This is a genomic window from Massilia timonae CCUG 45783, assembly GCF_000315425.1.
Lineage (GTDB): Bacteria > Pseudomonadota > Gammaproteobacteria > Burkholderiales > Burkholderiaceae_D > Telluria > Telluria timonae.
The window spans coordinates 749,277-772,769 of the sequence record NZ_JH992922.1 but is presented as its reverse complement, the minus strand read 5'-3'; the positions used below and the strand labels follow the sequence as shown (position 1 = coordinate 772,769).

The 23,493-nt window shown below is 66.0% G+C and carries 19 protein-coding genes; 6 read left to right on the top strand and 13 right to left on the bottom strand.

Going from position 1 to position 23,493, the window contains the following annotated elements; all coding sequences use genetic code 11:
- Positions 1–7: 7 nt before the first annotated feature.
- Complete coding sequence (locus HMPREF9710_RS03255) at positions 8–889, top strand: hypothetical protein (protein WP_005663872.1); 882 nt, start codon at positions 8–10, stop codon at positions 887–889.
- A 63-nt stretch (positions 890–952) separates the two neighbouring features.
- Here HMPREF9710_RS03255 and HMPREF9710_RS03250 read toward each other — a convergent pair whose 3' ends face one another.
- Genes HMPREF9710_RS03250 through HMPREF9710_RS03205 form a run of 10 tightly spaced genes read right to left on the bottom strand, consistent with a single transcriptional unit; the run spans position 953 to position 13,977 of the window.
- On the bottom strand, positions 953–2,848 hold the full coding sequence (locus tag HMPREF9710_RS03250) for an XrtA/PEP-CTERM system amidotransferase (protein ID WP_005663870.1): 1,896 nt from the start codon (positions 2,846–2,848) through the stop codon (positions 953–955).
- A 21-nt stretch (positions 2,849–2,869) separates the two neighbouring features.
- Entirely contained in the window at positions 2,870–4,054 is a 1,185-nt protein-coding gene (locus tag HMPREF9710_RS03245) for a TIGR03088 family PEP-CTERM/XrtA system glycosyltransferase (protein WP_005663868.1), read from the bottom strand.
- A gap of 11 nt (positions 4,055–4,065) precedes the next feature.
- Positions 4,066–5,646, bottom strand: a complete 1,581-nt coding sequence (xrtA, locus tag HMPREF9710_RS03240; RefSeq protein WP_005663866.1) for an exosortase A — start codon at positions 5,644–5,646, stop codon at positions 4,066–4,068.
- Positions 5,637–6,830 carry a TIGR03087 family PEP-CTERM/XrtA system glycosyltransferase gene (locus tag HMPREF9710_RS03235; protein WP_005663864.1) on the bottom strand — a complete coding sequence of 398 codons (1,194 nt, stop codon included), beginning with the start codon at positions 6,828–6,830 and terminating at the stop codon, positions 5,637–5,639. The genes xrtA and HMPREF9710_RS03235 overlap by 10 nt, the downstream gene beginning before the upstream one ends.
- A 4-nt stretch (positions 6,831–6,834) precedes the next feature.
- Positions 6,835–7,932, bottom strand: coding sequence for a FemAB family XrtA/PEP-CTERM system-associated protein (locus HMPREF9710_RS03230; RefSeq protein WP_005663862.1), 1,098 nt, complete (start codon positions 7,930–7,932; stop codon positions 6,835–6,837).
- On the bottom strand, positions 7,929–8,813 hold the full coding sequence (locus tag HMPREF9710_RS03225) for an XrtA system polysaccharide deacetylase (protein ID WP_005663860.1): 885 nt from the start codon (positions 8,811–8,813) through the stop codon (positions 7,929–7,931). Before HMPREF9710_RS03225 ends, HMPREF9710_RS03230 begins: the two co-directional genes overlap by 4 nt.
- Positions 8,814–8,831: 18 nt before the next feature.
- Positions 8,832–9,875: an XrtA/PEP-CTERM system-associated ATPase gene (locus tag HMPREF9710_RS03220; protein WP_005663859.1), complete on the bottom strand. Its 1,044-nt coding sequence runs from the start codon at positions 9,873–9,875 to the stop codon at positions 8,832–8,834.
- A gap of 25 nt (positions 9,876–9,900) precedes the next feature.
- On the bottom strand, positions 9,901–11,523 hold the full coding sequence (locus HMPREF9710_RS03215; RefSeq protein ID WP_157225419.1) for a TIGR03016 family PEP-CTERM system-associated outer membrane protein: 1,623 nt from the start codon (positions 11,521–11,523) through the stop codon (positions 9,901–9,903).
- Entirely contained in the window at positions 11,504–12,424 is a 921-nt protein-coding gene (locus tag HMPREF9710_RS03210; protein ID WP_005663855.1) for an XrtA-associated tyrosine autokinase, read from the bottom strand. The genes HMPREF9710_RS03215 and HMPREF9710_RS03210 overlap by 20 nt, the downstream gene beginning before the upstream one ends.
- Before the next feature lie 26 nt (positions 12,425–12,450).
- Positions 12,451–13,977 carry an XrtA system polysaccharide chain length determinant gene (locus HMPREF9710_RS03205; protein WP_005663854.1) on the bottom strand — a complete coding sequence of 509 codons (1,527 nt, stop codon included), beginning with the start codon at positions 13,975–13,977 and terminating at the stop codon, positions 12,451–12,453.
- A gap of 408 nt (positions 13,978–14,385) precedes the next feature.
- Here HMPREF9710_RS03205 and HMPREF9710_RS03200 point away from each other — a divergent pair, with 408 nt between their 5' ends.
- The 5 genes from HMPREF9710_RS03200 to pepA all read left to right on the top strand — a co-directional run bounded on the left by HMPREF9710_RS03200 (position 14,386) and on the right by pepA (position 18,732).
- Positions 14,386–15,153: a S1 family peptidase gene (locus HMPREF9710_RS03200; protein WP_005663852.1), complete on the top strand. Its 768-nt coding sequence runs from the start codon at positions 14,386–14,388 to the stop codon at positions 15,151–15,153.
- Between the two features lie 199 nt (positions 15,154–15,352).
- Positions 15,353–15,958, top strand: a complete 606-nt coding sequence (locus HMPREF9710_RS03195; RefSeq protein WP_229409714.1) for an XrtA/PEP-CTERM system exopolysaccharide export protein — start codon at positions 15,353–15,355, stop codon at positions 15,956–15,958.
- A gap of 299 nt (positions 15,959–16,257) precedes the next feature.
- Positions 16,258–16,989 (top strand): GNAT family N-acetyltransferase, encoded by a 732-nt coding sequence (locus tag HMPREF9710_RS03190; protein ID WP_005663848.1) that lies wholly within the window; start codon positions 16,258–16,260, stop codon positions 16,987–16,989.
- Positions 16,990–17,066: 77 nt separating this feature from the next.
- Positions 17,067–17,732: a class I SAM-dependent methyltransferase gene (locus tag HMPREF9710_RS03185; protein ID WP_005663846.1), complete on the top strand. Its 666-nt coding sequence runs from the start codon at positions 17,067–17,069 to the stop codon at positions 17,730–17,732.
- A 181-nt stretch (positions 17,733–17,913) separates the two neighbouring features.
- Positions 17,914–18,732, top strand: coding sequence for a flocculation-associated PEP-CTERM protein PepA (gene pepA, locus HMPREF9710_RS03180; RefSeq protein WP_005663844.1), 819 nt, complete (start codon positions 17,914–17,916; stop codon positions 18,730–18,732).
- Positions 18,733–18,846: 114 nt separating this feature from the next.
- On the opposite strand, the gene HMPREF9710_RS03175 is transcribed toward pepA, so the two are convergent.
- From HMPREF9710_RS03175 to prsT, 3 genes are all read right to left on the bottom strand, one after another.
- A complete protein-coding gene (locus HMPREF9710_RS03175; RefSeq protein WP_005663841.1) occupies positions 18,847–19,725 on the bottom strand; it encodes a ThiF family adenylyltransferase in 879 nt (292 codons plus the stop codon).
- A gap of 34 nt (positions 19,726–19,759) precedes the next feature.
- Positions 19,760–20,359: a GNAT family N-acetyltransferase gene (locus HMPREF9710_RS03170; RefSeq protein ID WP_229409713.1), complete on the bottom strand. Its 600-nt coding sequence runs from the start codon at positions 20,357–20,359 to the stop codon at positions 19,760–19,762.
- 218 nt (positions 20,360–20,577) lie between these two features.
- A complete protein-coding gene (prsT, locus tag HMPREF9710_RS03165) occupies positions 20,578–23,355 on the bottom strand; it encodes an XrtA/PEP-CTERM system TPR-repeat protein PrsT (protein ID WP_005663837.1) in 2,778 nt (925 codons plus the stop codon).
- Positions 23,356–23,493: the final 138 nt, after the last annotated feature.

Genomic DNA, 23,493 nt, shown 5'->3' with positions numbered 1-23,493 from the left:
AGCGAGCATGAACGACCAGCCGCAGATCCTGCTGTTCCAGACCACCGACCCGGCCGCCGTGAAGAAGCGCCTGCTGCGTTTTCGCGCCGCTTTCCTGCGCCTGGGCCCGCAGTGCCGCTTCGCCGCCATCTCGTACACGCCGAATGCGAAGTCCGGCGTGCGCAAGGTGGTGCTCGACGGCGTCGAGATCGAGCACCACGTGTACGGTCCGGACGCCATCGACACCCTCGGCTATCCGGCCAAGGGCGCCGCGCGTCCGTTCAAGCTCATCCCCGGCAACTGCGACCTGCCGCCGCTGCTGTTCCGGCGCGCGCAGCCGCAGTACACCCAGTACTGGGTGGTGGAGGACGACGTCGAGTACTCGGGCGAGCTGCATGAACTGTTCGCCGGACTGGCCGACCGCGAGGGCGACCTGCTGGCGGCCCACCTGGCGCGCGGCGAGGCCGAATGGACGTATGCGTCGATGCTGCGCGCGCCCGGCCTGGACCTCAAGCCGGCCGACAGCTGGCTGGTGTTCCTGACGTTCTTTCGCATCAGCGGCGCGGCGCTCGACCTCATCGACCGCTACTACCGCGCCGGCTGGACCGCCCACAGCGAGAATGCCTGGGCCACGATCCTCAAGCATGGCGGCATGAGCGTGGTCGACTTCGGCGGCGCCGGCGAATTCGTGGCCGAGGAAGACCGCAACAAGCGCTACCACGGAGTGCCCAACGACGGCTTCGCCAAGAACGGCACCTTCGGCACGCTGAACATCCGCCTGCGCCCCGGGCGCCAGAAGGACGTGCTGTGGCATCCGATCAAGCCGCCGAAAGCCTGGCTGCGCCAATGGCGCAAGCGCTATGTCTCGATGGCCCAGTGGTATCTCGGCCGCTTGACGCGTTCGCGCTGAGCGGCGCCCCAGACTCGCTGAAAAGCCCGCGGTTCGCGAGAACCGCGGGCTTTTCACATTGCTTCAGGCGTCGGCGCTGACCCGCAGGAAGGTCTCGAACATCAGCACCGACCACAGCGGGGTGCTGTAGTCCTTGCTGCCGGCGATGTGCTGTTCGACCATCTCGCGCAGGAAGCGCTCGTTGAACATGCCGGTGTCGAGCAGCAGCGGCGACAGCGCTGCCGCGCGCAGCTTCTCGCGCAGCGGGCCGCGCAGCCAGGCCGCCAGCGGAATCGAAAAACCCTTCTTGGCGCGGTACAGCACGTCGTGCGACAGGAACGGCTCGAGCGACTTCTTGAAGATGTACTTGCCTTCGCCGCCGCCCAGCTTGATGTCGGGCGGCAGGGTTGAGGCCCATTCGACGAAGGTATGGTCCAGGAGCGGCACCCGCACCTCGAGCGAGTGCGCCATGCTGGCGCGGTCGACCTTGGTCAGGATGTCGCCCGGCAGCCAGGTCTTGAAGTCGAGGTACTGGATCAGCGACAGCGGATCGTCGGTCGGCGAATTGGCCGCATGCTCGTGGAATACCTGGATCGCCTCGTAGCCCTGCAGCTCGCGCTTGAAGCTATCCGAGAACAACTGGGCCCGGATCCGGTCCGGCATGCGCGACACGCCGTGGAAGTAGCCCTCCACCGTGTCGCGCGCCAGCGCCTCGAAGGTGGTCTTGGCGCGGAACATGCGCGGCGCCCAGTCGGCCTTCGGATACAGCCGGCCCAGGGTGCCGAACACGGGCTTGCGCAGCCCGGCAGGCACCTTGTCGCGCACGCGCTGCTCGGCCATCGCGAAGCGGTAGCGGCGGTAGCCGGCGAAGCTCTCGTCGCCGCCGTCGCCTGACAGCGACACGGTGACGTGCTTGCGCGCCAGCTGGCACACGCGGTAGGTCGGGATCGCCGAGCTGTCGGCGAAGGGTTCGTCGTACAGCCGGCCCAGGGTGTCGATCAGGCCGTAGTCGTCCTTGTCCACGACCTGGGCGTGGTGGGTGGTGCGGTAGCGCGTGGCGACTTCATTCGCGTACTTCGATTCGTCGTACTCGGGATCGTCGAAGCCGATCGAGCAGGTGACCACCGAATCGGGATTCTGCTGCGCCATCATCGCCACCACCGCGCTCGAATCGACGCCGCCCGACAGGAAGGCGCCGAGCGGCACGTCGGCCACCATCTGGCTCTGCACGCATTCCTGCAGGCGCGCCGTCAGTTCCTGTTCGATTTCCTGCATCGGGCGCTGCGGGGCGCGCTGGAACGGAATGTCCCAGTACTGCTCGGGTTTCACCTCGCTGTCGCCGGCCTTCAGCGTGATGCGGTGGCCCGGCGCCAGCTTGAAGGCACCGTGGAAGATGGTGTGCGGTTCCGGCACGTAGCCGAAGGCGAAGTAATCCTCGACCGCGCGCGGGTTGAGCTTGCGCGACAGTTCGGGGTGGGTCATGATCGATTTCAGCTCGGAGCCGAACACGAACAGGCCGTTCGGCAGCAGCGCGTAGAACATCGGCTTGACGCCCAGGTGGTCGCGCGCCAGGAACAGCGTCTGTTTTTTCCTGTCCCAGATGGCGAAGGCGAACATGCCGCGCAGGCGCTGCAGGCAGTCCTGGCCCCAGGCCTGGTAGGCGTGCAGCAGCACCTCGGTGTCGGACTTGGTGCGGAAGGCGAAGCCGAGCGCGACCAGCTCGTCGCGCAACGCGCGGTAGTTGTAGATCTCACCGTTGAACACCATCACCACGTCGCCCTGGGCGTTGCGGATCGGCTGCTGGCCGCTGGCCAGGTCGATCACCGACAGCCGGCGGTGGCCCATGCCGAGCGCCGTTTCCAGATACAGCTCGCCTTCGTCCGGGCCGCGGTGGTGCTGGCTCTCGTTCATGCGGCCCAGCGCCGCGCGGTCGATCTCGCGAGTTCCCTGGGTATCAAAAATGCCGACGATTCCGCACATGCTCGTTCACTTCCTGCGTTGTTAGGTATTCATGGATTGGCGCAGCCGGGCCGGCGCCTTGCGCGCGACCAGGCCGTCGTACAGCGCCATATAGGCGCGCAGCATGGCGGCCATGCTGTATTTTTCTTCGATGCGTTCGCGCGCGGCGGCGCCGTGGCGCGCCCGCATGGCCGGGTCCTGCACGTAGCGCGCCAGCGCCTCGGCCAGGGCGTCCACCTCGACCGGCGCCAAGAGGCCGTGCACGCCATCGGTGATCACTTCCGGGATGCCGCCCACGTTCGAGCACACCGACGGCAGGCCGCAGGCCATCGCCTCCAGCAGCGACACCGGCGTGCCCTCGGCTAGCGAGGGCAGGGCGAACACGTCGAAGCCATGCAGCAGCTCGGCCACATCGGCGCGCGCGCCGGGCAGCCATACGGCGTCCTGCACGCCGGCCTGGGCCACCTGCTCGCGGATCGCGCCCAGCAGCGGGCCGTCGCCGACGATCGTCAAACGCAGGCGCTCGCGCAGGGCGGGCAGGCGTTCGCGCAGCAGGGCGAAGGCGGCCACCAGGCCGCGGTGGTTCTTGACGTCCTGCACCCGCGCCACGGCGCCGATCACGATGTCGTCCGGCCCCCATGGCGCGGCGGCGATCGCATCCGTGCGCGGCTTGAAGCGCTCGGTGTCGACCCCGTTCTTGATCAGGTGGTTCTGCGCGGCCGGGATGCGGACCACCTCGGCCAGCCAGCGCTGCAGGTCGTCCGACACCGGGATGTAGCGGTCGATGAAGGACGCCAGGCGGCGGCGCAGGAAGTTGTGCTTCCTGTTCAGGCCCTGCGGGTCGGAGGCGTCGCGGCCATGCTCGGCGTGGATGCGCACCGGCACCCCGGCCACGGCTGCGGTGAAGCAGAACTCCATCGCCGCCAGGTTATACGTGTGCAGGATGGCCGGACGCAGGCGCCGCATCAGCTTCCAGAAGTCGACGTGCACTTGCGCGCCGTTCCCGGGCGGCTTGTTCAGGGCGAACAGCTCGACCCCGGGCTGGGTGATGCGCTGGGCGAAATCCGAGTAACGCGTCAGGCAGACGACCGCGTGCCGGTATTTTTCCGGCGGCAGGCGGTTGATGCAGTCGACCAGCAGCGTCTCCAGTCCGCCCACATCGAGCGAATAGACCAGGTGCACGACCAGGGGCCGCTGCGCGTTCAGGACCGTCAGCTCGCTATGCATGGTCGTGACCGTCAATGGGTGCGCGCATGGTCCAGCGCGCGCTCGATCGCCTGGCCCTGGCCGGCCAGGAAGGCGCGCAGGGCGGCGCGCGCGCTTTCCGGATTGTCGCGCACCGGCGCCGACAGCAGCACCACGGCGCCGTCGTCGCCGCGGAAGCGCAGCTTGGCCTGGGCCTGCAGCAGCTTGCCGACGTAGTTGTTGGCCGTCAGGTGGCCGTCGATCGACATCCACTGCCACACCAGGATCTGGCCGGTCGGGCCGTTCAGGCGCGTTTCGCGCAGGGTCAGCGGCTGGCCGTCCAGGGTTTCGCTGCGCAGCGCGCCGCCGACGGCATGCCAGGCGTCGTCCGAGGTGGCCAGGGTGTTGACGGAGCTGATCAGGGCCTTGCCGTTGCGCTGGTTGCGGTAGTACATGATGTCGAGCGCGACCGGCGGCATGCTTTCGCTGTTGCGGAAGGTGGCGCGGTAGGTCGCGTCCGGGTTGACCCAGCGCGGGGTCCAGTCGGCGAACGGCGCCACCTGCGGCCAGCCCACCGCCACCGTGGACAGCTGGACCGGCTGCGGATTGAGGTTGGCGGCGTCGTTGTAGCGCGCGAAGCCCGGCCACAGCGCGGTGAGCGCCACCACGGCGGCGCACATCGCCGCCATGCGGACCGTCGAGGCCGGCGCCGGGTTGCCCGCCATGGTGGCGGCCGCCGCCGGTGTGGATGCATTGGCGACTGCCGGTTCGTCGTCGTCGCGCCAGAAGCTGCCGACCCAGAACATCAGCAGCATCACCAGGCCGAAGAACACCCAGCCATAGATCAGGTGGTCGACGCCGGTGGCCAGCTCCATGCCGGACAGGTGGCCGATCATCACGATCATGTAGGCGCGCAGGCCGTTGGCGACGATCGGCACCACGATCGACACCGCCACGAACAGCAGGCGCTTCGCGGTGGAGCGGTAGGTCAGGTAGGCGTACAGGCAGCCCAGGGTGAACGACGAAATCAGGTAGCGCACGCCGCTGCAGGCTTCCACCACCGACCAGGAGCCGGTCGGCAGCTCGAAGCGGGTGCCGTTGCGCAGCACCGGGATGCCGGTGGCCTGGACCGCCCACACGGTGAAGTCGGCGGTGAGGTTGATCAGGGGGCCGACGAAGACTTCGCCGAACGGCACCGCCAGCAGCAGGAACAGAAGGGGAAAAGCAAGCGCCCCCGCCAGGCGCGGGCCCAGCATGGCCAGCGCGATCACCGGGAACATCGACACGAAGGCGTACTGCATCACCACCTGCACCTCGCCCATGCGCGCCAGCAGCCAGCCGGCGCCCAGCATGGCCACCAGCAGCAGGGCCGGGGCCCAGGGCCGCGCCGGCACCGCGTTGAACACCGCGCGCCGGCGCCAGATCAGCCACAGGCTGATCGGCAGGATCGCATAGCCGTGGGCGAAGGTCTCGGAACTGTTCCAGATCGCGACCAGCGACCCGGCGGTGCCGAGGTAGAGGAAGAAGGGCGCCAGCAGCGCGAGCGCGATCAGCATCGCGCTCGAGGGCGCCAGCGGGGTGGCGGCGGCGTGCGGCGCGGCGCCGGCCAGGTCCTTGGGTGGGTTCACGAGCATTCCAGTCGCTCCTCGATGCAGGCCAGGTTGCTCGGCCAGCTGTAATGATGTTCGACCCGCGCCCGAGCGGCGCGGCCCATCTCCCGGTTGTCGCGCACCAGCAGCGCCCCCAGGGTTTCGATCCAGGCCGGGGCGCCGTCGGCCACGGCCAGTTCCTGGTCCGGCACCGCATCGATGCCTTCCAGCGCCTGCGGCGAGACCACGGTCGGTGTGCCCATGGCCATCGCTTCGAGCACCTTGTTCTGGATGCCGCGCGCGATGCGCAGCGGCGCCACCGCCAGCGTGGCGTGGCGGATATAGGGCCGCACGTCGGGCACGGTGCCGGTGACGGTCACGCCGGGCAGCTGGGCCAGCGCCTGGACCTGCGGATTCGGGCGCGAGCCGACGATGTAGAAGCGCAGCGCCGGGTCTTGCGCGGAAAGGGCCGGGAACACGTCGTCGCAGAACCACTGCACGGCGTCGACGTTGGGCCAGTAATCCATGGCGCCGGTGAACACCAGCGCCTTTTCGCCCGCTGCGTAGGGGCTGGCCAGCGCGTGCTCGGGCGAGAAGTAGTCGGTGTCGACCCCGTTGCTGAAGTGGCCGATGCGCGCCACGCTCTCGGGCGCCAGCTGGCGGAACAGGTCGGCCTCGGGCTTGGAGACGAACAGCGAGGCGTCGTACTGGCTGGCCACCTGGCGCTCGTAGCGCAGCAGCTGGCGCGCCTCGTGGCGGTACAGCCAGCTCATGGGCCACGATTTCTTGTCGGCGTACTGGCGCCATTTGTCCGAGTCGACGTCGCAGAAGTCGATCACGCGGCGCGCGTCGCGGATGCCATCGACGTATTGCGCCATCGGCGACGAGAACACCATCACGCGCTTGATGCCGTGCGCGGCCACGGTCTGCTCGACCCAGCGCGCCATGCCCGCATCCTGGTAGTAGTCCAGCGACAGCGAGCGGTTCTTGACCAGCGCGCCCAGGCTGCGCACGCGCGCCAGCAGGGGATTGAGGGCCGCGAAATGGCTGCTGGCGCACATCGCTTCGACGGTGGGCACGTGCTGCCAGTCGTCGGCGTCGTCGACGAAGGTCGCCAGGTGCACCCGGTAGTCGCGCGCCAGGTGCTTGAGCAGGTTGTACGAGCGGATCTTGTCGCCCTTGTTGGGCGGGTAGGGGATGCGGTGGATCAGCAGCAGCAGGTCTTGCACGGCATTACCCCAGGTTGCGCACGATGTAGGGACCCAGGAAGTTCGCCACCGGCAGCGGCAGCTTCTTCCACATCTTGATGAACAGCTGGTACTTCGGGTTCAGCGGATTGTTGTCCGGCAGCTGGGTCGATGCGTAGAGTTTGTATTCATACGGCAGCGGCTCGGCCGTGAAGCCCCAGTTCTTCTTGAAGTCGTAGGCGCCGGTGCCCAGCTTGCTGCGGCCGAAGTCGAACAGGCGGCAGCCGCGGGCGCTAGCGGCCTGCATCAGGTTCCAGTACATGAAGTCGTTGCCGGCCACCGAGCGCGCCAGGTCGGTGCCGCCGCCGTAGTAGGGCACCACCTCGTCGCGCCAGTAGAACGACAGCACCGAGCCCACCAGGCGGTCGTCTTCGGTATAGATGGTGCGCACCTCGCACTCGTCGCCGAAGGTTTTTTGTAGCAGGGCGAAGTATTTTTTCGGGAACACCGGGGTGCCCAGGCGCAGTACGCTGGTGGCGTAGGCCTCGAACATGCGGTCGACGTTGTCCTCGACCACGCCCTTCAGGCCCAGCTTGATCCCCTTGCGCACCATCGCGCGCTGCTTGCGCGGGATGGCGTTCATATTGGTCTCGTCGTCGCCCGTGATCTCCTTGCGGAAGGTGACGTACAGTTCCTTGGTATGCCACGAGTCGTCGCCCGGATGGGCGCGCTGCATGCCGCGGTATTCCAGGTGGCCCACGCCCAGCTTCTTCGCGAGCTGGTCGGCCGCGCCGTCGAGCAGCAGGCGCGCGCCGTCGTCGACCGCGGCCACGCCGCCGTACACGCAGAACGGCATCGCGCCCAGCGAGTGGCCGAACAGGCGGCTCTTGATCTCGGCCAGCGGCAGCACGCCCTGGATCTGGCCGTCCTGCTCCACGTAGTAGAACCAGGTCTTGATGCCGAACGACTGCTCGATGACTTTCTGCCAGCCCGACAGGTGGAAGAAGGTGGCGCTGGGGCAGGCGCGCACGAAAGCGTCCCAGCGGGCTGCGTCCTGCGGCTGCATCAGGCGCAGGGTCTGGGCGCCGGCGGCGGCGGCCGGCATGGCGCGCTTGGCCTGCGCCGCTTCGATGATCGAGTTCATGGCTTGTCCAGGAAGATGCGGTCCATGCGGTCCCACTTGAAGTCGCGCGCCAGCTGTTCCAGGCGCCGCTCCATGCGGTCGATATTGACGTAGTGGCGGAAGCGCGCCTTGGCGCCCAGGCCTTCGGGACGCGGCTGGCCGGGATCGACTTCCCACGGGTGGAAGTAGAACAGGGCCGGTTCGCCGTCCTCGCGGTTGACCTTCTCCATCATCCAGCGCGACAGGGCGTAGGGCAGCAGGCGGAAGTAGCCGCCGCCGCCGGCCGGCAGGTTGCGGCCCGCCATCTTGACCGTGGTGATCGGTACTTCCAGCAGCCCGTCCGGGCCGTTCGGATAGAAGGCGAAGCGCGGCGCGTCCGGCATGCCGTAGTGGTCGTGGGCGATCGGATAGATGCTCGAGCTGTACTTGTAGCCGGCCTCGTGCAGCGCGTCCAGCGCCCACAGGTTGGCGTGGCCGATCGAGAAGCTCGGCGCGCGGTAGCCGACCACGGCTTGTCCGCCGATGTCTTCCAGCAGCGCCTTGCTCGACCGGATGTCGTTGTCGAATTCGGCCCGGCTCTGGTCCGAGGCGCGCAGGTGGCCGTAGCCGTGGCTGGCCAGTTCGTGGCCGGCGGCGACGATCCGGCGCACCATGGCGGGATAGCGCTCGGCGATCCAGCCCAGGGTGAAGAAGGTCGCGCGCACGCCGTGGCGCTCGTACAGCGCCAGGATGCGTTCCATATTGGCCTCGACCCGGCATTCGCGGATCGGCCAGCTGGCGCGGTCGATGTAGGGGGCGAAGGCCGAGACCTGGAAGTAGTCCTCGACGTCGCAGGTCATCGCATTGCGGATCTTCTCGCCGGGCGCTGGACGCGGCCGGGCTGCGGGAGCGGTCATTTTCATTGCCGGGTTCCTGAACTGTTATTCCTGGTTGTCCACGTGGCGCGGAGAGGTGCCGGACTGCGCACCGGGTGGGGTGGCGGCGATCTTTTTCAAGATCGACAGCACCGACACGATCGATTTTTCGAGGCGCATCATGCGTTCGTCGAGCTGCTCGACGCTGGCGCTGCGCCGTTCCCCGTGCTGCAGCTGGTGCTGGCCGGAGGTCGCGCGCATGGAGGCCGGCTCAGGCTCGCCCAGTCCGTCGGGGGCCTGGAACTCGTCCGAGATGTCGCGCACGACTTCCTCGATGTGGGCGCCGCCGAATCCATGCAGTTCTTCGAGGTAGCCCATCAGCAGCACGCGGTCCATCAGCGTGTTGGTCTTGCGCGGAATGCCGCCGCTGTAGGCATAGATCGCGGCGTGGGCGGCGTCGTCGAACGACGGGTCGCCCTTCCAGCCGACCGTGGCCAGGCGGTGCTCGACGTAGGCGCGGGTCTCTTGCGCGTCCATCGGTCCCAGGTGGTAGCTGGCGATCACGCGCTGGCGCAGCTGCTGCATGGTGGGGCTGTGCAGGGTGGCGCGGAACTCGGGCTGGCCGAGCAGGAAGGTCTGCAGCAGCGAGCGGTCGTCGGTCTGGAAATTGGACAGCATGCGCAGCTCTTCGACCGTGCGCGCGTTCAGGTTCTGGGCCTCGTCGATCACGAGCAGGGCGCGCTTGCCCTGGCGGTCGACCGAGCGCAGGAATTGTTCCAGGCGATTGAGCAGCTCGGCCTTGCTGGCGCCCTCGTAGGGCAGGCCGAAGGCGGAGACTACCATGCGCAGCGTGTCTTCGGGATCGAGGCTGGTGTTGACGATGTGCGCCGCGATGATCTGGTCGAGCGGGATGCGGCCCAGCAGGTTGCGCACCAGCGTGGTCTTGCCGGCGCCGACCTCGCCCGTGATGACGATGAAGCCCTCGCCCTGCGACAGGCCGTAGTCGAGGTAGGCCATGGCGCGCTTGTGGCCCTTGGAACCGAAAAAGAAATGCGGGTCCGGGCGGAGCTGGAAGGGCTTGGCCGACAGGCCGTAATAGGATTCGTACATCGTGGTTCCCTGGGGTCTGTTGCGCTTAAAACGTCTTGAACAGGCTGGCCGAAATGGCGTTCTCGGTGTAGGTGCCGGCGTTGAAACGGTCGCCGCTGCGACGACGCAGGTCGACCGATCCGATGGTCTCGCCGAAACGGCGCGACACGCCGAGCTGGAACACGCGCTGGGTGCTCTTGTAGCCGCGGTCGCGCGACTCGCTTTCGTCGATGTCGTAGCGGGCGGTCAGGTTCGAACGCGAGTTCAGCCGGTAAGTGTAGTTCGCTTCGAAGCCACGCTGGCGCACGTTGTCGCTGTAGCGGCCCTGCTGGCTGCCCAGCAGCGGGCTGTCGCTTTGCTGGTCCGAGATCGCGCTGCGGTCGCTGGCATGGGCCGACAGCACCGCGCTGCTGCGGCCCTTGCGGTACACCATCGATGCCTGCAGCCGCTTCTGGCGCATGAAGCGGTTGCTCAGGTAGTTGATGCTGTCGGACAGCGATGGCGGCAGGCCGGTCTGGTCGATATAGGCCTGCACCACCTGCGCGCGCACTACCGGATCCGGGTAGGCGGTGGAAAACATGCGGTCGAGCAGGCCCGCGGTGTCGATCGTCGACGGCAGCGTGAACTGCTGGCGCGACGTCGTGATGACGTCGTTGTAGCTCACGTTCCAGCTGGTGTGGCGGCTGCGGTGCAGGGCCATCAGGTTGCCGGTGTTGCCATAGAAGTGGCGGCCGGCGGTGGCCTGCAGGCTGGTGCGCGAGGACGGCGTCCAGGCGAAGCCGAGCGACCAGTTGGCGCCTTGCTCGCCGCCGCCCAGTCCTTCGAACTCGTAGCGGTCGTAGCCGGCGTTGGCCAACAGCGAGAAGCGGCCGTTGACCATGTAGCGCAGGTTAGTGGCCAGCATTTCGCTCGAGGAGTCGCCATAGCGCCCGCCGTTCAGGTCCTGCTTGGTGTAGGTGACGCCCCAGCCGACGGTGCGGAAGGCGGGACCGTTCACCAGCGAGGCCAGCAGGGTGTTGCCGCCGGTGCGCCGAAAGCCGATATTGTCGCCGCCACCGACCGAGTCGCGCGTGAAGCGCAACTGGCCCGCGGCGGTGCTGCCGAAATTCTTCAGCAGGTAAGGGCTGATGCTCCAGGTATCGATGTCGGTACGGTTCGCGTTCGAATACTGGTCGTTGGTGATGCGCGGACCGAAGGCCGAGATGTTCTGCTGGCCGCGCGACGCGGTGGCGTCGACGTACAGCAGGTCTTGCGCCAGTTCGCCGCGCAGGTTGGCGCGGTAGCTGCGCCGCACGCTCGACACGCCGCCGTTTTCGCCATCACCGAAGGAACCGTCGCGGTTGCGCTTGTCGCTGTCGTGCAGGTAGGCGAACGTATGCAGCTGGGCGCTGGCGTTCACGGTCAGGCGCCGGGTCTGGTTGCTGAGCCTGAAGCCGGGCGATATCTGTGTGATCAGGTCGCTGTACGCGAGTTCGTCTTCCGTCAGGTTGACGTTATCGGTCCAGGTCTCGACCACCCTCAGGGTCGGCGTCACACGCCAGTCGGCGTGGGCCGGCAGGGCGGCCAGCAGCAGCACCGCCACCGCCAGCGGCGTCAGGACGGGCATCCGGCGTCCCGGCATGCGCCGCGAGCGGATGACGGCGGATTCTTTAGCCGTAGTGATAGTCATACGTTTCTTCGATGCCGGGGATATCCCTGGTCTTGTTATAGACGAGATTGACGTTGCTCATGCCTTCGAGCTGCTGCAGCGATTCCTTGACCGCATGCTGGGTCGTGGTCTGGGCTTCCACCACCACCACGATCTGGCCCATGTGGCTGGCCAGCACGCGCGCCTCGGTGGTCAGCATCAGCGGCGGCGAGTCGAAGATGATGACGCGGTCCGGATAGCGGTTGGCCAGTTCGGTCAGCATGGCGGCCATCGTCGAGCTGGCCAGCAGCTCGGTGGCGGCGTTGGAGGTGGCGCCGGCCGGCAGCAGCGCCAGGGTGTCGACGTTGGTGCGCAGGATCACGTCCGGCAATTGGAGCGTGTCGTCGACCAGGATGTCCATCAGGCCGCGCTGGGCCGGCAGGCCGAGCGTGCGCAGGACCGACGGACGCGCCACGTCGGCGTCGACCAGCAGCACGGTGTGGTCGAGCTCCATGGCGATGCTCATCGCCAGGTTGATCGCGCAATAGGTCTTGCCTTCGCCGGGCAGCGAGCTGGTGATCATGATCAGGTTGGCCGGGTTGTCCTTCGGACCGCGCTCGGCAAAGGCGCGCTTGAGCAGCGGGCGCTTGATGATGCGGAATTCTTCCAGCAGGTTGGTGCGGCCGCCGGCGGCGGTGACCATGCCCAGCTCGCGCATGCGGCCCAGGTCGAGTTCGACACGGCGGGTGCGCGCCGGGGCGGGCGCGGCTTCCGCGGCCAGGTCCGGCGTCGGGGCCGGCGCGACCGGCACGTCGACCAGCACGGCGGCCGGTGCTTCGACCAGTGGCGGCTCGGCCGGCACGATGCTGGCGGCGGGATTGACGGGGGCGGCGTTCTGGCGCTGCTGGTCGATGCGGCTGGCGGCTTTTTCGATAATGCTCACATTTACTCCTTATTGGCCATCCGGCCTTACATCGCGGGGCGGACCAGGATGGCGGCGACGCCGGCGCCATAGGCGCCGAACAGCAGCAACACCGAAGCGGCAAGGGCGACCAGGCGGCGCTTGCGCAGCACGGTCTGTTCGGAGGTCCAGTTCATGCTCACCGAACCCAGGACCGGCAGGCCGGTGGCCTCGCGCAGGGAGGCCTGGCTGAGGAAGGTCGGGCGCAGTTGGCTCAGCAGCAGGGCGCCGGCCAGGCCGGCGGCGAGGGCGCCGACGAACACCAGCGAGAACAGCTGCAGGCGGTTCGGACCGGTCGGCACGGCCGGCGCGATCGGCGGATCGATCACGCGGAAGGTCAGCATGTCGGTGACCGAGGACACCTCGCCCGACAGCTTGGCCGATTCGCGCCGCTCGACCAGGCGCTGGTAGTTCTGGCGGTTGACTTCGTAATCGCGGTTGAGCTGGGCCAGCTGGGCTTCGACCTCCGGCACCAGTTCGCTCTGGCCGCGCAGGCGCGCCACGCGGGCGCTGTATTCGTTCACGCGTGCCCGCAGCGAAGCGACGCGCGCCTCGGCGTCGGACAGCTGTACGGTCAGCTGCTGCAGCATGGGACTGAAGCTGGCGCCCGGGTCCGAGCTCTGCACGGGATTCTTGGCCGCATCGGCGCGGCGCTCCATCAGCTGCTCGAGCAGGCGGCGGTTGGCGACGATGTCGGGGTGCTGTTCGGTGTACTGGGTACGCAGGCTGTCCAGGTTCTTGTTGACGGCAGCGATGCGTTCGTCCAGCGCCGGGTCGCGCAGCACCGGGGCGCCGGCGCCGCCCTTGTAGTCGCCCGACATCCTGCTGCGGATCGCATTGCGCGCCTGTTCGGCCTCGGCCAGGTCGAGCTGCGCCTGGTTCAGGGCTTCGGTGGCCGACATCAGGCGCGCGCCGTAGTCGGCGCCGGCGCGCGGCAGCATGCCCATATTCTTGATCTTGAATTCCTTGAGCGAGTTCTCGGCCGCGGCCAGGCGTTCTTCATAGCTGCGGATCTGTTCGTCGATGAACTGGACTGCCTTTTCGGAGTCCTGCTTCTTGCCGGCGAAGCTGCCCTCGACGAAGATCGTCAGGAAGGCCTGCACCACGTCCTTGCTCTCGCGCGCGCTGGTGCCGGTGTAGCTGATGGTATAGATGTTCTCGCGGCCGGTGCCGGCCATCTTGAGCTTGTCGATCATGTCGTCGACCAGCCTGTCGAATTCCTTGGGGGTACGCGTGCGGGAGTCGAGGTCGAGCTCGCGCGCCACGCGCTCGACGTTCGGGCGGCTCATCAAGGTGCGGCGCATGAACTGCACCTGCTGGTTCAGGTTCGGCAGGGTGGTCATGCCCGACAGCAGGGGCTTGAGTATGGTCTGAGTGTCGACGTAGACGCGCGCCGACGCCTCGTACTGATTGGGGAGCGAATACACCACCCCCCAGCCGGCCAGCGCCACCACCCAGGTGATGACGACTGCATGCCAGCGGTACTTGCCGATGGCTTTGAGGAGGTGAAGAATCTGGGTTGTGATTTCAGCCATCGTGTCGATCTCGTCGGTCAGGGCCTGGGCTGCAGGCTCAACAAATAAACAATGTGCATGATCGCTTGTACCCTAATCAATTGCAATTGAGGGTTAAGGGATGCAGCGATTCGTGGTCACCGATGCCATCGGTTTGCAACACATGTTCCGCACTGCAATAAGAAGATGTTAAACAAATTGCATCATGCCAGTTGTTGCATTATCGCAAACATCTGAAGAATTCGCATGTTGTATTTCGCTAAACGAATCCACCTATCTGCCGGGGTTCGGTTCGTGGCCCTTCAGGGCCGCGCGGTTCTTCAAATAGTTGCTGAAATTCAAAGAAGCTTATTGTAATGTTTAAAAATGGAAAGGGGCTGTACGATTGCCTCAGCTCTGTTACAACTACCTCAAGATTGTGAAGGTTTGATGACGCGAAGACTATTTTCAAAACGCCTGGCCGCCGGCGCGCTGCTCTGGTGGGCGGGAGCCGGTCTGCAGGCGGCGACCCTGCCGCAGACGGTGGCGGCGGTCAAGCCGTCTATCGTGGGCGTCGGCACGCAGCTGCAGACGCGCAGCCCGGCGATCGTGTTCAGCGGCACCGGCTTCGTGGTCGGCGACGGCCTGAGCGTGATCACCAATTCCCACGTGGTGCCGGACAAGCTCGATGCGGCGCGCATGGAGCAGCTCGGCGTGGTGCTGCCGGACGGCGCCGGGGTGCGCTTCCGCCCGGCCCAGCTGGTGGCCCTGGACCGCGAGCACGACCTGGCTCACCTGCGCCTGGAAGGCGCGCCGCTGCCGGCCCTGCGCCTGGATGACGCGGACAGGGCGGTCGAGGGCCAGGACCTGGCCTTCACCGGCTTTCCGCTTGGCATGGTGCTGGGCCTCCACCCGGCCACCCACCGCGCGCTGCTGGCTGCGATCACGCCGGTGATGCAGCCTTCGCTCAGCGCGCGCCGCCTCGATGCGCGCGCCGTGGCCCGGCTGCAGCGCACGCCGTTCAGCATCTACCAGCTCGACGGCACCGCCTATCCGGGCAACAGCGGCTCGCCGTTGTACGACCCCGCGACCGGGGAGGTGGTGGGCGTGATCAATATGGTGTTCGTGAAAGGCTTGAAGGAATCGGCGATCTCGACCCCCAGCGGCATCACCTATGCCATTCCGGTGCGCCACGTGCGGGAATTGCTGAGCCGCTAGCATCGGTGGGCGGCGCGCGCTGGCGTACGGCAGCAACACGCAAGTATTTCAATTGTGCATGGCTTGTCGCCACGCCGGTCTGCGCTACAATAGCGCAGGCCGTGATGGCGAAATTACAATTTTTGATTCACGTCGAACACTATTCCACCAGGGATGGCCGGTAGGCGCGAAGGGGATGAACGCGATGATGACGAAGACCATGAAGAATCTGTTGGCAACCGGCGCCGCCGCTTGCATGCTGCTGCTGGGCGGCTGTTCCACTCCGGTACCTCCCAGCACCGCCGCGCTGGCGCCGGTCAACCCGGACTATCTGATTGGACCGGGCGATGCCGTCAACATCATCGTCTGGCGCAATCCGGAAGTGTCGATGTCGGTCCCGGTGCGGCCGGATGGCAAGATCACGACTCCGCTGGTCGAAGACCTGCCGGCAGCCGGCAAGACTTCGACCCAGCTCGCGCGTGACATTGAGCAGGCCCTGGCCCAGTTCATCCAGCAGCCGGTGGTCACCGTGGTCGTGACCAACTTCGTCGGCAATTTCAACGAACAGATCCGCGTGATCGGCCAGGCGGCGCGCCCGCAGGCGCTGCCGTATCGTCGCGAGATGTCGCTGATGGACGTGCTGATCGCGGTGGGCGGCGTCACCGAGTTTGCCTCGGGTAACAAGGCCAGCATCGTGCGCACCGTCGAAGGCAAGCAGGAAAAAATCAATGTGCGTCTCGACGACCTGATCAAGGATGGCGACATCTCGGCCAATGTCATGATGCGTCCAGGCGACATCCTGGTCATTCCCGAAAGCTTCTTCTAAGCCCGTTCATCCTGCCCGGCCGGCCCTCGCGCCGGTCGTCTTCCCCCTGGCGTTCGCCACGGCGGCGCCTTGCCGCACAACCGGTCACCACCAGTGCGCTGGTTACTTTCTTCAAGACATATTGTCCCCGCGCGCCGCAGTGCCTGCTGAAGCTGCTATCGTCCACCATGCGGTGACATTCAAAATGTCAAAGTATTAAATACTCCTAGTTAATACAATTGATAATTTGTAATTTATAATGCTATGATGATCAGGAATGCCGCCGTCACTCGACGTGCCGGACTGCCTGGAGAATGACCATGATCGAGACATTAGCGCCGGCCTCCTTCTGTGCCGGCCCAGGCGACGACGAGGTCGCCGCTTCCGACGGACCCAGCATCATCGACGTCGCCATCAACGAGCGCGTGTTCGGTATCCGCGCGGCCGATATCGATTCACAGCGCAATTCCGCCAGCATGCTCATCAGTAAGATGTATTCCTGGCGCGGCTACAGCGGCAACCACCAGGTGCAAAGCGACCCCAACCGGATCACCTTGACGGCATCCGACCACGGCCAGGTGTTCGGCACGCTGAGCCTGGGCCTGGATTCCGAGATCGGCTTGCTGGCCGACCAGGTGTTCAAGGATTGCATCGATGTGCGGCGCAGCGACGGGCGGGTGTGCGAGATCACCAAGCTGGCGGTCGACCCGGCGGTCAAGTCCAAGGCGGTGCTGGCCTCGCTGTTCCACGTGGCCCTGATCTATGCCCGCGACCTGAACGGCTGCAAGGATATCTTCATCGAAGTCAATCCGCGTCATCGCCGCTTCTACGAAGCCATGCTCGGCTTCCAGACCGTGTGCGAGTCGCGCCCCAACCCGCGGGTGCAGGCCCCGGCGGTGCTGCTGCGCGTCGACACCGCCTTCGGCACCGAACAGGTGGAGAAATGGGGCGGCATGCAGGACCGGGCGGTGGGCGAGCGCTCGCTGTTTCCGTGGTTCTTCTCGCCGCGCGAAGAGGCCGGCATCATCAACCGCCTGCGCCAGCTGGGCTGAGCTACCCGATCCTCGCTTGCCTGCAGTTCATTAACGACCTATATTTTCCGCTTCTATCCAATCAACGAGGACGCTCCATGACGACCGGTAAGACCAGGGATGAAATCGCCGAAGCCTATTCATCCGAACCGTGGTGGTACGACCTGCGCGGCTTTTTCATTCTCACCTTCGCCTATAACAGCACGATCGGCACCCAGATGCGCTTCTTCGGGCCGAATTTCGGACCCGACCACCTGGAGGTGGCCTGCGGCACCGGCACCCTGCTCGAGATGGTCCTGAACTGGCGCCGCCGCCGCAAGCTGCCGCCGGTCAAGGTGACCGGCATCGACTACGCCCCGTCGATGCTGGCCGGCGCCAAGCGCCGCTTCGCCGGTAATCCGCAGGTCGAGGTGCAGCATGCCGACGCGGCCCAGCTGCCGTTCGCCGACAACCGCTTCGACACCGCCAATATCGCCAATTCGATCCACTGCTTCCCGACGGTCGACGGCGCCTTGCGCGACATCTTGCGCGTGCTCAAGCCGGGCGGGACGCTGGCCGCCAACGTGCTGCTGTATCCGTCCGGTTTCGCACCGCTGCGCTGGGCGGCGCAGAAGATCAATGACTGGGGCATCCGCAAGGGCATCCTGTACAGCCCCTTCCACGTCGAGGAGCTGCGCGCCAAGGTGCTGGCGGCTGGCTACGAGGTCGCCAGCGAATTCACCTCCGGAAATACCTGGAATGTAGTGCTGCGGAAACCCCTGTAGGACAAGACCGACAGCGCCATGAGAATTTCTTAAATGGGGCTGTCGGGATCTTTTACAGTGTTGTAATTTCTTCTACGAAATACTGGCTTAAGTAGTTGATTTTAAAAGGATCGAGTTTGCTGGCACGATGGTTGCTTACATAGAGATCGTTAGTACGAACCCTACAACCAGGAGATCCAAGATGAAAGCAGTTTCGAAGACCGTAATCGCTTGCGCCATTGCCGCCACCTCGCTGTTCGGCACCGCCGCCCACGCCGACAACTTCAACCCGTTCACCGTGGAGTATGACGGCCGCTCGTTCACCGCCGACAAGATCACCGGCAACTACAGCGAAGTCGCTACCTTCACTCCGAGCACCCCTACTTCCACGAGCGGTACTTTCGACGTGTCGTTGTACTGGAATGCAGGCCAATTCGTTACCGGCGAAGGCAATACCACCGTCAACGGCACCGGGTTGACCAACGACTACGGCCTGTATGCTGTGTACCGGGCCAGCGGCACCTATGGCGTCGTGAACGGGCGTAATCAGTTCACCTTCACCGAAGGCAGCGGTAGCCTGGCGATGTACCTGGATGCAGGCCTGAACACCACCTTCGGCCTTGGCGCAACGGGAGCTGACGGCGTCATCCTCGGCAACACCGGCGACGACCTGCTGCTGGCGGAAGGCGATCCGCTGTCGGGCTTCGGCGTACTCGATCCGACTCTGCCGACCTGCGGTCCTCGCGGCATCAACTGCGGTAGCTTCGGCGCCGACTCGACGTTCGCCCTGGCTGGTTTCGGTCCAGAGTTCTTTACCTCGCCGAATCCGTTCTACAACATGTCGTTCCAGTCGGGCCAGCTGAACAACTTCCAGGTCGGCGGCACCCAGCGTATCAATGGTTCGCTCGACGTGGTCTTCGGCAACGCGGCCGAAGTGCCTGAGCCTGCATCGGTCGCCCTGCTGGGCCTGGGCATGCTGGGCCTGTACGGCGCCCGCCGCCGCAACAAGAAAGCCGCCTGAGCACGACGCACGGGCCTGCCTCGCAGGCTCGATGTGCAAAGGTAAAAGCCACTGCCGGAGCGATCCGGCAGTGGCTTTTTTATGTCCGGGAAGCCGCCGGCCGGCGGCGCTCGCTCAGCGTCCGGCGGCCGCCATGCGCGCGAACTGGCGCCGCCCGATCGCCAGCATCAGCCGCTGGATCGGATGGCGGTTGCCGCCCGGCCGCCAGGTGCGCTTGAGCTTGTTGCGATAGGCGTCGAACTGCATGCCCCAGGGCGCCGCCAGCACGTCGCCGCGGCCGAGCAGGATCTTGAGCGCCTCGGTGGCGCAGACGCCGGCGCACAGCTGGCAAGCCATGATGGTCGATGGGCCGCGCCGCTCCGCCAGGTTGACCGATCCCGGCACCATCAGATAAGGCCGGTGCAGGCCGGCGGGGGCCAGGCCGACCACGAATCGGATCGCCTTCTCCTGCTCGGGCAGGTCGCCCCAGCCGAAATACTCTTCGAAGGTCATCTTGCCCGGCATGAAGTTGAGCAGGGCCGTTCCCATGCCCAGCGGCGCGCCGGTGGTGGCCGGGATGCCGAGCCGGGCGCAGGCGGCGAAAGTCTGCTGGCGCGCGTCGAAGGCGAAGAAATCGAGCGCGTCGACGTACAGGTCGACCCCCGCCAGGAAGGCGTCGAGATTGTTCTTGTGCACGCCGTCCGGAAAGATCTCGATCTCGATCTCGGGATTGATGTCGCGCGCCATGCGCGCCAGGACCTCGGCCTTGGGCTGGCCGACCGTCGACATCATGGCCCCGACCTGGCGATTGAAATTGGCGATGTCGAAACTGTCGAAATCGGCGATGTGGAAGCGGCTCACACCCAGTCGCGCAAGGGTCAGCAGGTGCACGCCGCCGACCCCGCCGCCGCCGGCAATGGCGACGCGCTTGCCGCGTAATTGCTGCTGTTCGGCTTGCGTCACCCAGCCGATATTGCGCGAGAAAGCCTGTTCGTAGTTGAACGGTTTATTCATTGGTTCAAAAAAAGTGGGGAACAAGAGCCCGGCCTCATGCCGGATGCGATTCGTCCATGCGCAACAGGCGATTGATAATGCCACGCTCTTCGCGTGGGGAAAAGAAATATGGATAGAAAGAACGTTCTTCTGTTTCGCCCTCGGCGGCCCAGGTGCCGCCGAAACGGTCGATCTGTTCGGTGACGAAGGCCAGGTTCACGCGCAGCAGGTAGGCCGGCGCGTCGACCCGTGGATTGATCTTGAGTTCGCCTTCCTTGCGAAAACCCAGCATGCGCTCGTAGAAGCGGCGGTGACGCGGATTGACCTCGATCACGATGTCGGTACAGCCATGCATGTCGCGCGCGTAGATCACGGCCAGGTGGAACACATTGGCCAGCGCGGTCTTGGAACGCACCGAAGGGTCGAAGGCGAACTTGGTGAACTCGCACAGTTTCGCGCCGCGCTGGCGGTGGGCGTCGAGTTCGTCCTTGAAGATTTCGTCGGCCATCAGGCCGACCTCGGAATCGATGCCGATGCTGAGCGTGCCGACCACGTCGCCCTTGTCGGTGGCGGTCAGGGTGATGCGGTTGGGGTCGCTACTGGGCTGGTGATCTCCGGCGTAGCCGCGCCAGGCATACATCCTGTTGATCAGCATACTGGCCGTGTTACGACCGTCCGAAGTATCGGTAAGCCGGATTCCGTACGAATCGTCGTCCACGATAAACATCCTCATTTAGGAGAACGTTATCTTATCGCGACATTAATAAATCCAGCGTTCGATAGGATGAGGCCGCGAGCCTTTACTGATGGGAAGAAGGGCGCCTCAACGGGTGCGCCGCGGGACCGGGCCAGGTCCCGCGGCGAAGGCACCGCTTACAGGGTCTTGAGCAGCGCGCGCGCCTCGTCGGCGTGGGCGAACGGCGCGTTCGACCCCAGCAGTTTGTCGAGCTCGCGGCGTGCGCCGGCCTTGTCGCCGCTCTTGTGCAGGGCCTGCGCCAGGTGGTAGCGGATCTCCATCGAGTTCGGCGCCTGGCTGCTGGCCTTCTGCAGCAGCGGCAGGCCGCGCGCGGTGTCGCCTTGCTCCACCAGCACCCAGCCCAGGGTGTCCATCACGCCCGGGCTGTCGCTGGCCAGCTTGTATGCCTTCTCGGCGGTCGCCAGTGCGCGCGGGTCCTTCACCTGCTGGTAGGCCCAGGCCAGGTTGTTCAGCACCAGCGGATGCTCGGGAGCGCGCTTCTGCGCGTTCTCGAGCCTGGCGATGGCGCCCTTGTAGTCCTTGGACGCCAGGTTGAGCTCGGCGACCAGCAGCAAGACACGCACGTCGTCCGGCTGGGCGGCCAGCCAGGCCTGGCCGCGCGCCAGCGCTTCCTTGCTCTTGCCGCCGGCCTGCATGGCCTGCATGACCTTGACCGTCAGTTCCGACGAGCGCGCCAGGGACAGGCCTTTTTCAAAGGACTGCTGGGCCTGGGCAAATTTCTGCTGCGACATCAGCACGTCCCCTTCGATGACGTGGCCGACCGGCGCCTTGGGCGCCGCCTTCTGCAGCTCGCGCGCCACCGCCAGCGCCTCGTCCGGACGCTTGCCGCGCAGCGCCAGGTCGACCTGCATCAGGCGCGCCGGCACGAAGTCGGGCTGGAGGTCGACCGCGCGCTTGAGGTGGGTGGCGGCCGCCGATTCGTTCTTCAGCGCCAGCTGCACCTGAGCCAGGCGCAGCTGGGCGCCAGGCGCCTTCGGCAGCACGTTGACCAGCTTGCTGTAGGTGTCGAGCGCGCCGTTCAGGTCCTTGTTCGCGGCCTGCGACTGGCCGAGCAGTTCCAGCACGCCGGCATCGGTCGGATGCGAGGTCTGGAGCTTGCGCGCCAGCGCCAGTGCCTTGGGCGCCTGCCCGGTGGCCAGGTAGTGCGCGCCGAGCTTGAGCGAAGGCGCGGTGGCGTTCGGATTGGCTGCGCTGGCCTTCTCGAACCAGCTCGTGGCCTCGGCCTGGTTCTTTTGCAGCATGGCCAGTTCGCCCAGTGCCGTCATGGCCTCGACGTTGTCCTTGTTCTTGTCCAGGAAGGCGGTGAAGCGGGCCTTGGCGGCATCCGGCTTCTTGTCCTGCACGTCCAGGCGCGCCAGGTTGGTCACCGCCGGCAGGAAGCTCGGCTGCAGCGACAGCGCCTTTTCGAAGGCGGCGCGCGCTTCCGCGTGCTTGTTCTGGACCATGTAGACGGCGCCCTTGAGCTGCTGCACTTGCGCGCTGTCAGGTTGCTGTTTTTCGAGCGCATTGACGGCGGCCAGGGCCTTGTCGTAGCGCTTCATATTGATCTCGGTCTGGACCAGGGCCATGGTCGCCTGCAGCGATTTCGGATCGAGCGTGGCGGCCATCTCGAGGTCGCTCAGGGCACGCGCCTGGTCGCCCTGGGCCAGGCGCGACAGCCCCAGCGAGGTGCGCACCGCGGCCGCCTCCGGCGCCAGGGTGGCGGCCTGCTGCAGGTAGTTGGCGGCCTTGTCGAAGTCGCGCACCTGCATGTACGATTCGCCGGCCAGGGCCAGCAGCTGGGCATCCTGTGGCGCATCCTTCAGGGCCGGCGCCAGGGTGGCGGCGGCATCGGCCGGCTGCGAATTCTTGAGCTGGGCCTGGGCCAGCAGCTTGCGCGCATAGACGTTGTTCGGATTGGCTTCCAGGTACTTGCGCAGATGCTGTTCGGCCTGCTGGGTGCCGCCCAGCTGCAGCTCGGAGGCGCCGGCCAGCAGGATGCTCGGATAATGGTTGGGCGCGACCTTGAGGATCTTCGCCAGCGCATCCCGCGCCGCCGAATGCTTGCCTTGCGAGAATTCATACAGGGCGCGGGTGTACACCACCAGCAGGCTGCCCGGCGAATTCTTTTCCGCCGCCTCGACTTCCTTCTTTGCCGCATCAAACTTGCCGCGCGCGATCTCGATATACGCTTTCTCGATGTGGGCGCCGCGGTGATCCGGCTTGAGCGCCAGCGCCTTGTCGTAGGCGCCCAGGGCTTCGTCCGGCTTGTTCATCGAGCGCAGCATCGCGCCTTGCATGATGAAGACTTCGGGATTCTTCGGATCCTTGGCCACCGCCTGGTCGACGTAGAGGAGGGCGGCGTCGCGCTCGCCACGTACGGCGGACAGGCGCGCCAGGCCCATCAGGGCATCGCCGGAATTGGCGTTCGCGGCCAGGGCCGCCTCGTAGGCCTGTTTCGCCTCGTCGGGCTTGCCGCTGCCCAGCAAGGCGTCGCCCCGCAGCGACAGCAGCGCGGCCGATTTGCCGGCCTTCTCGGGCGTGATCAGCTCCAGCACTTCCTTGAACTTGCCCTGCTGCGCCAGGGTGCTGCCCAGCAGCGGCAGCACCCGCTCGTCGGCGATGCCGAGCGCGCGCGCGCGGCCCAGTTCCTTCTCGGCCGAGACGTTGTCGCCGGTCGACAATTGCAGGGTGCCCAGCGCCAGGCGCGCCTCGCCGTCTTCCGGGCTGTTCGCCACGGCGTTCTTGAGCTGGATCAGGGCAGCCTTGATGTCGCCCTTCTGCTGGTATTCGGATGCTTCCGCCAGCAGGGTTTCGGTCGACTGGGTCCGGTTGCAGCCGGCCAGGCCGACGGTCAGGAGGGCGCCGGTCAGGAGGGCGGCGGTGAGTTTGAGCTTGGTGGGATGGCGCGGCATGTGGAATTCCTCAGGCAGTGGAGACGGTCGTTTCGCTGGGTAAGCGAAATTCTCAACAACAAATCATACCTGAAGGAACCGCGCACCCAGTGTACAAACGGACACAGCTATTGCAAAACTTATTCGATGCGTGTTGCG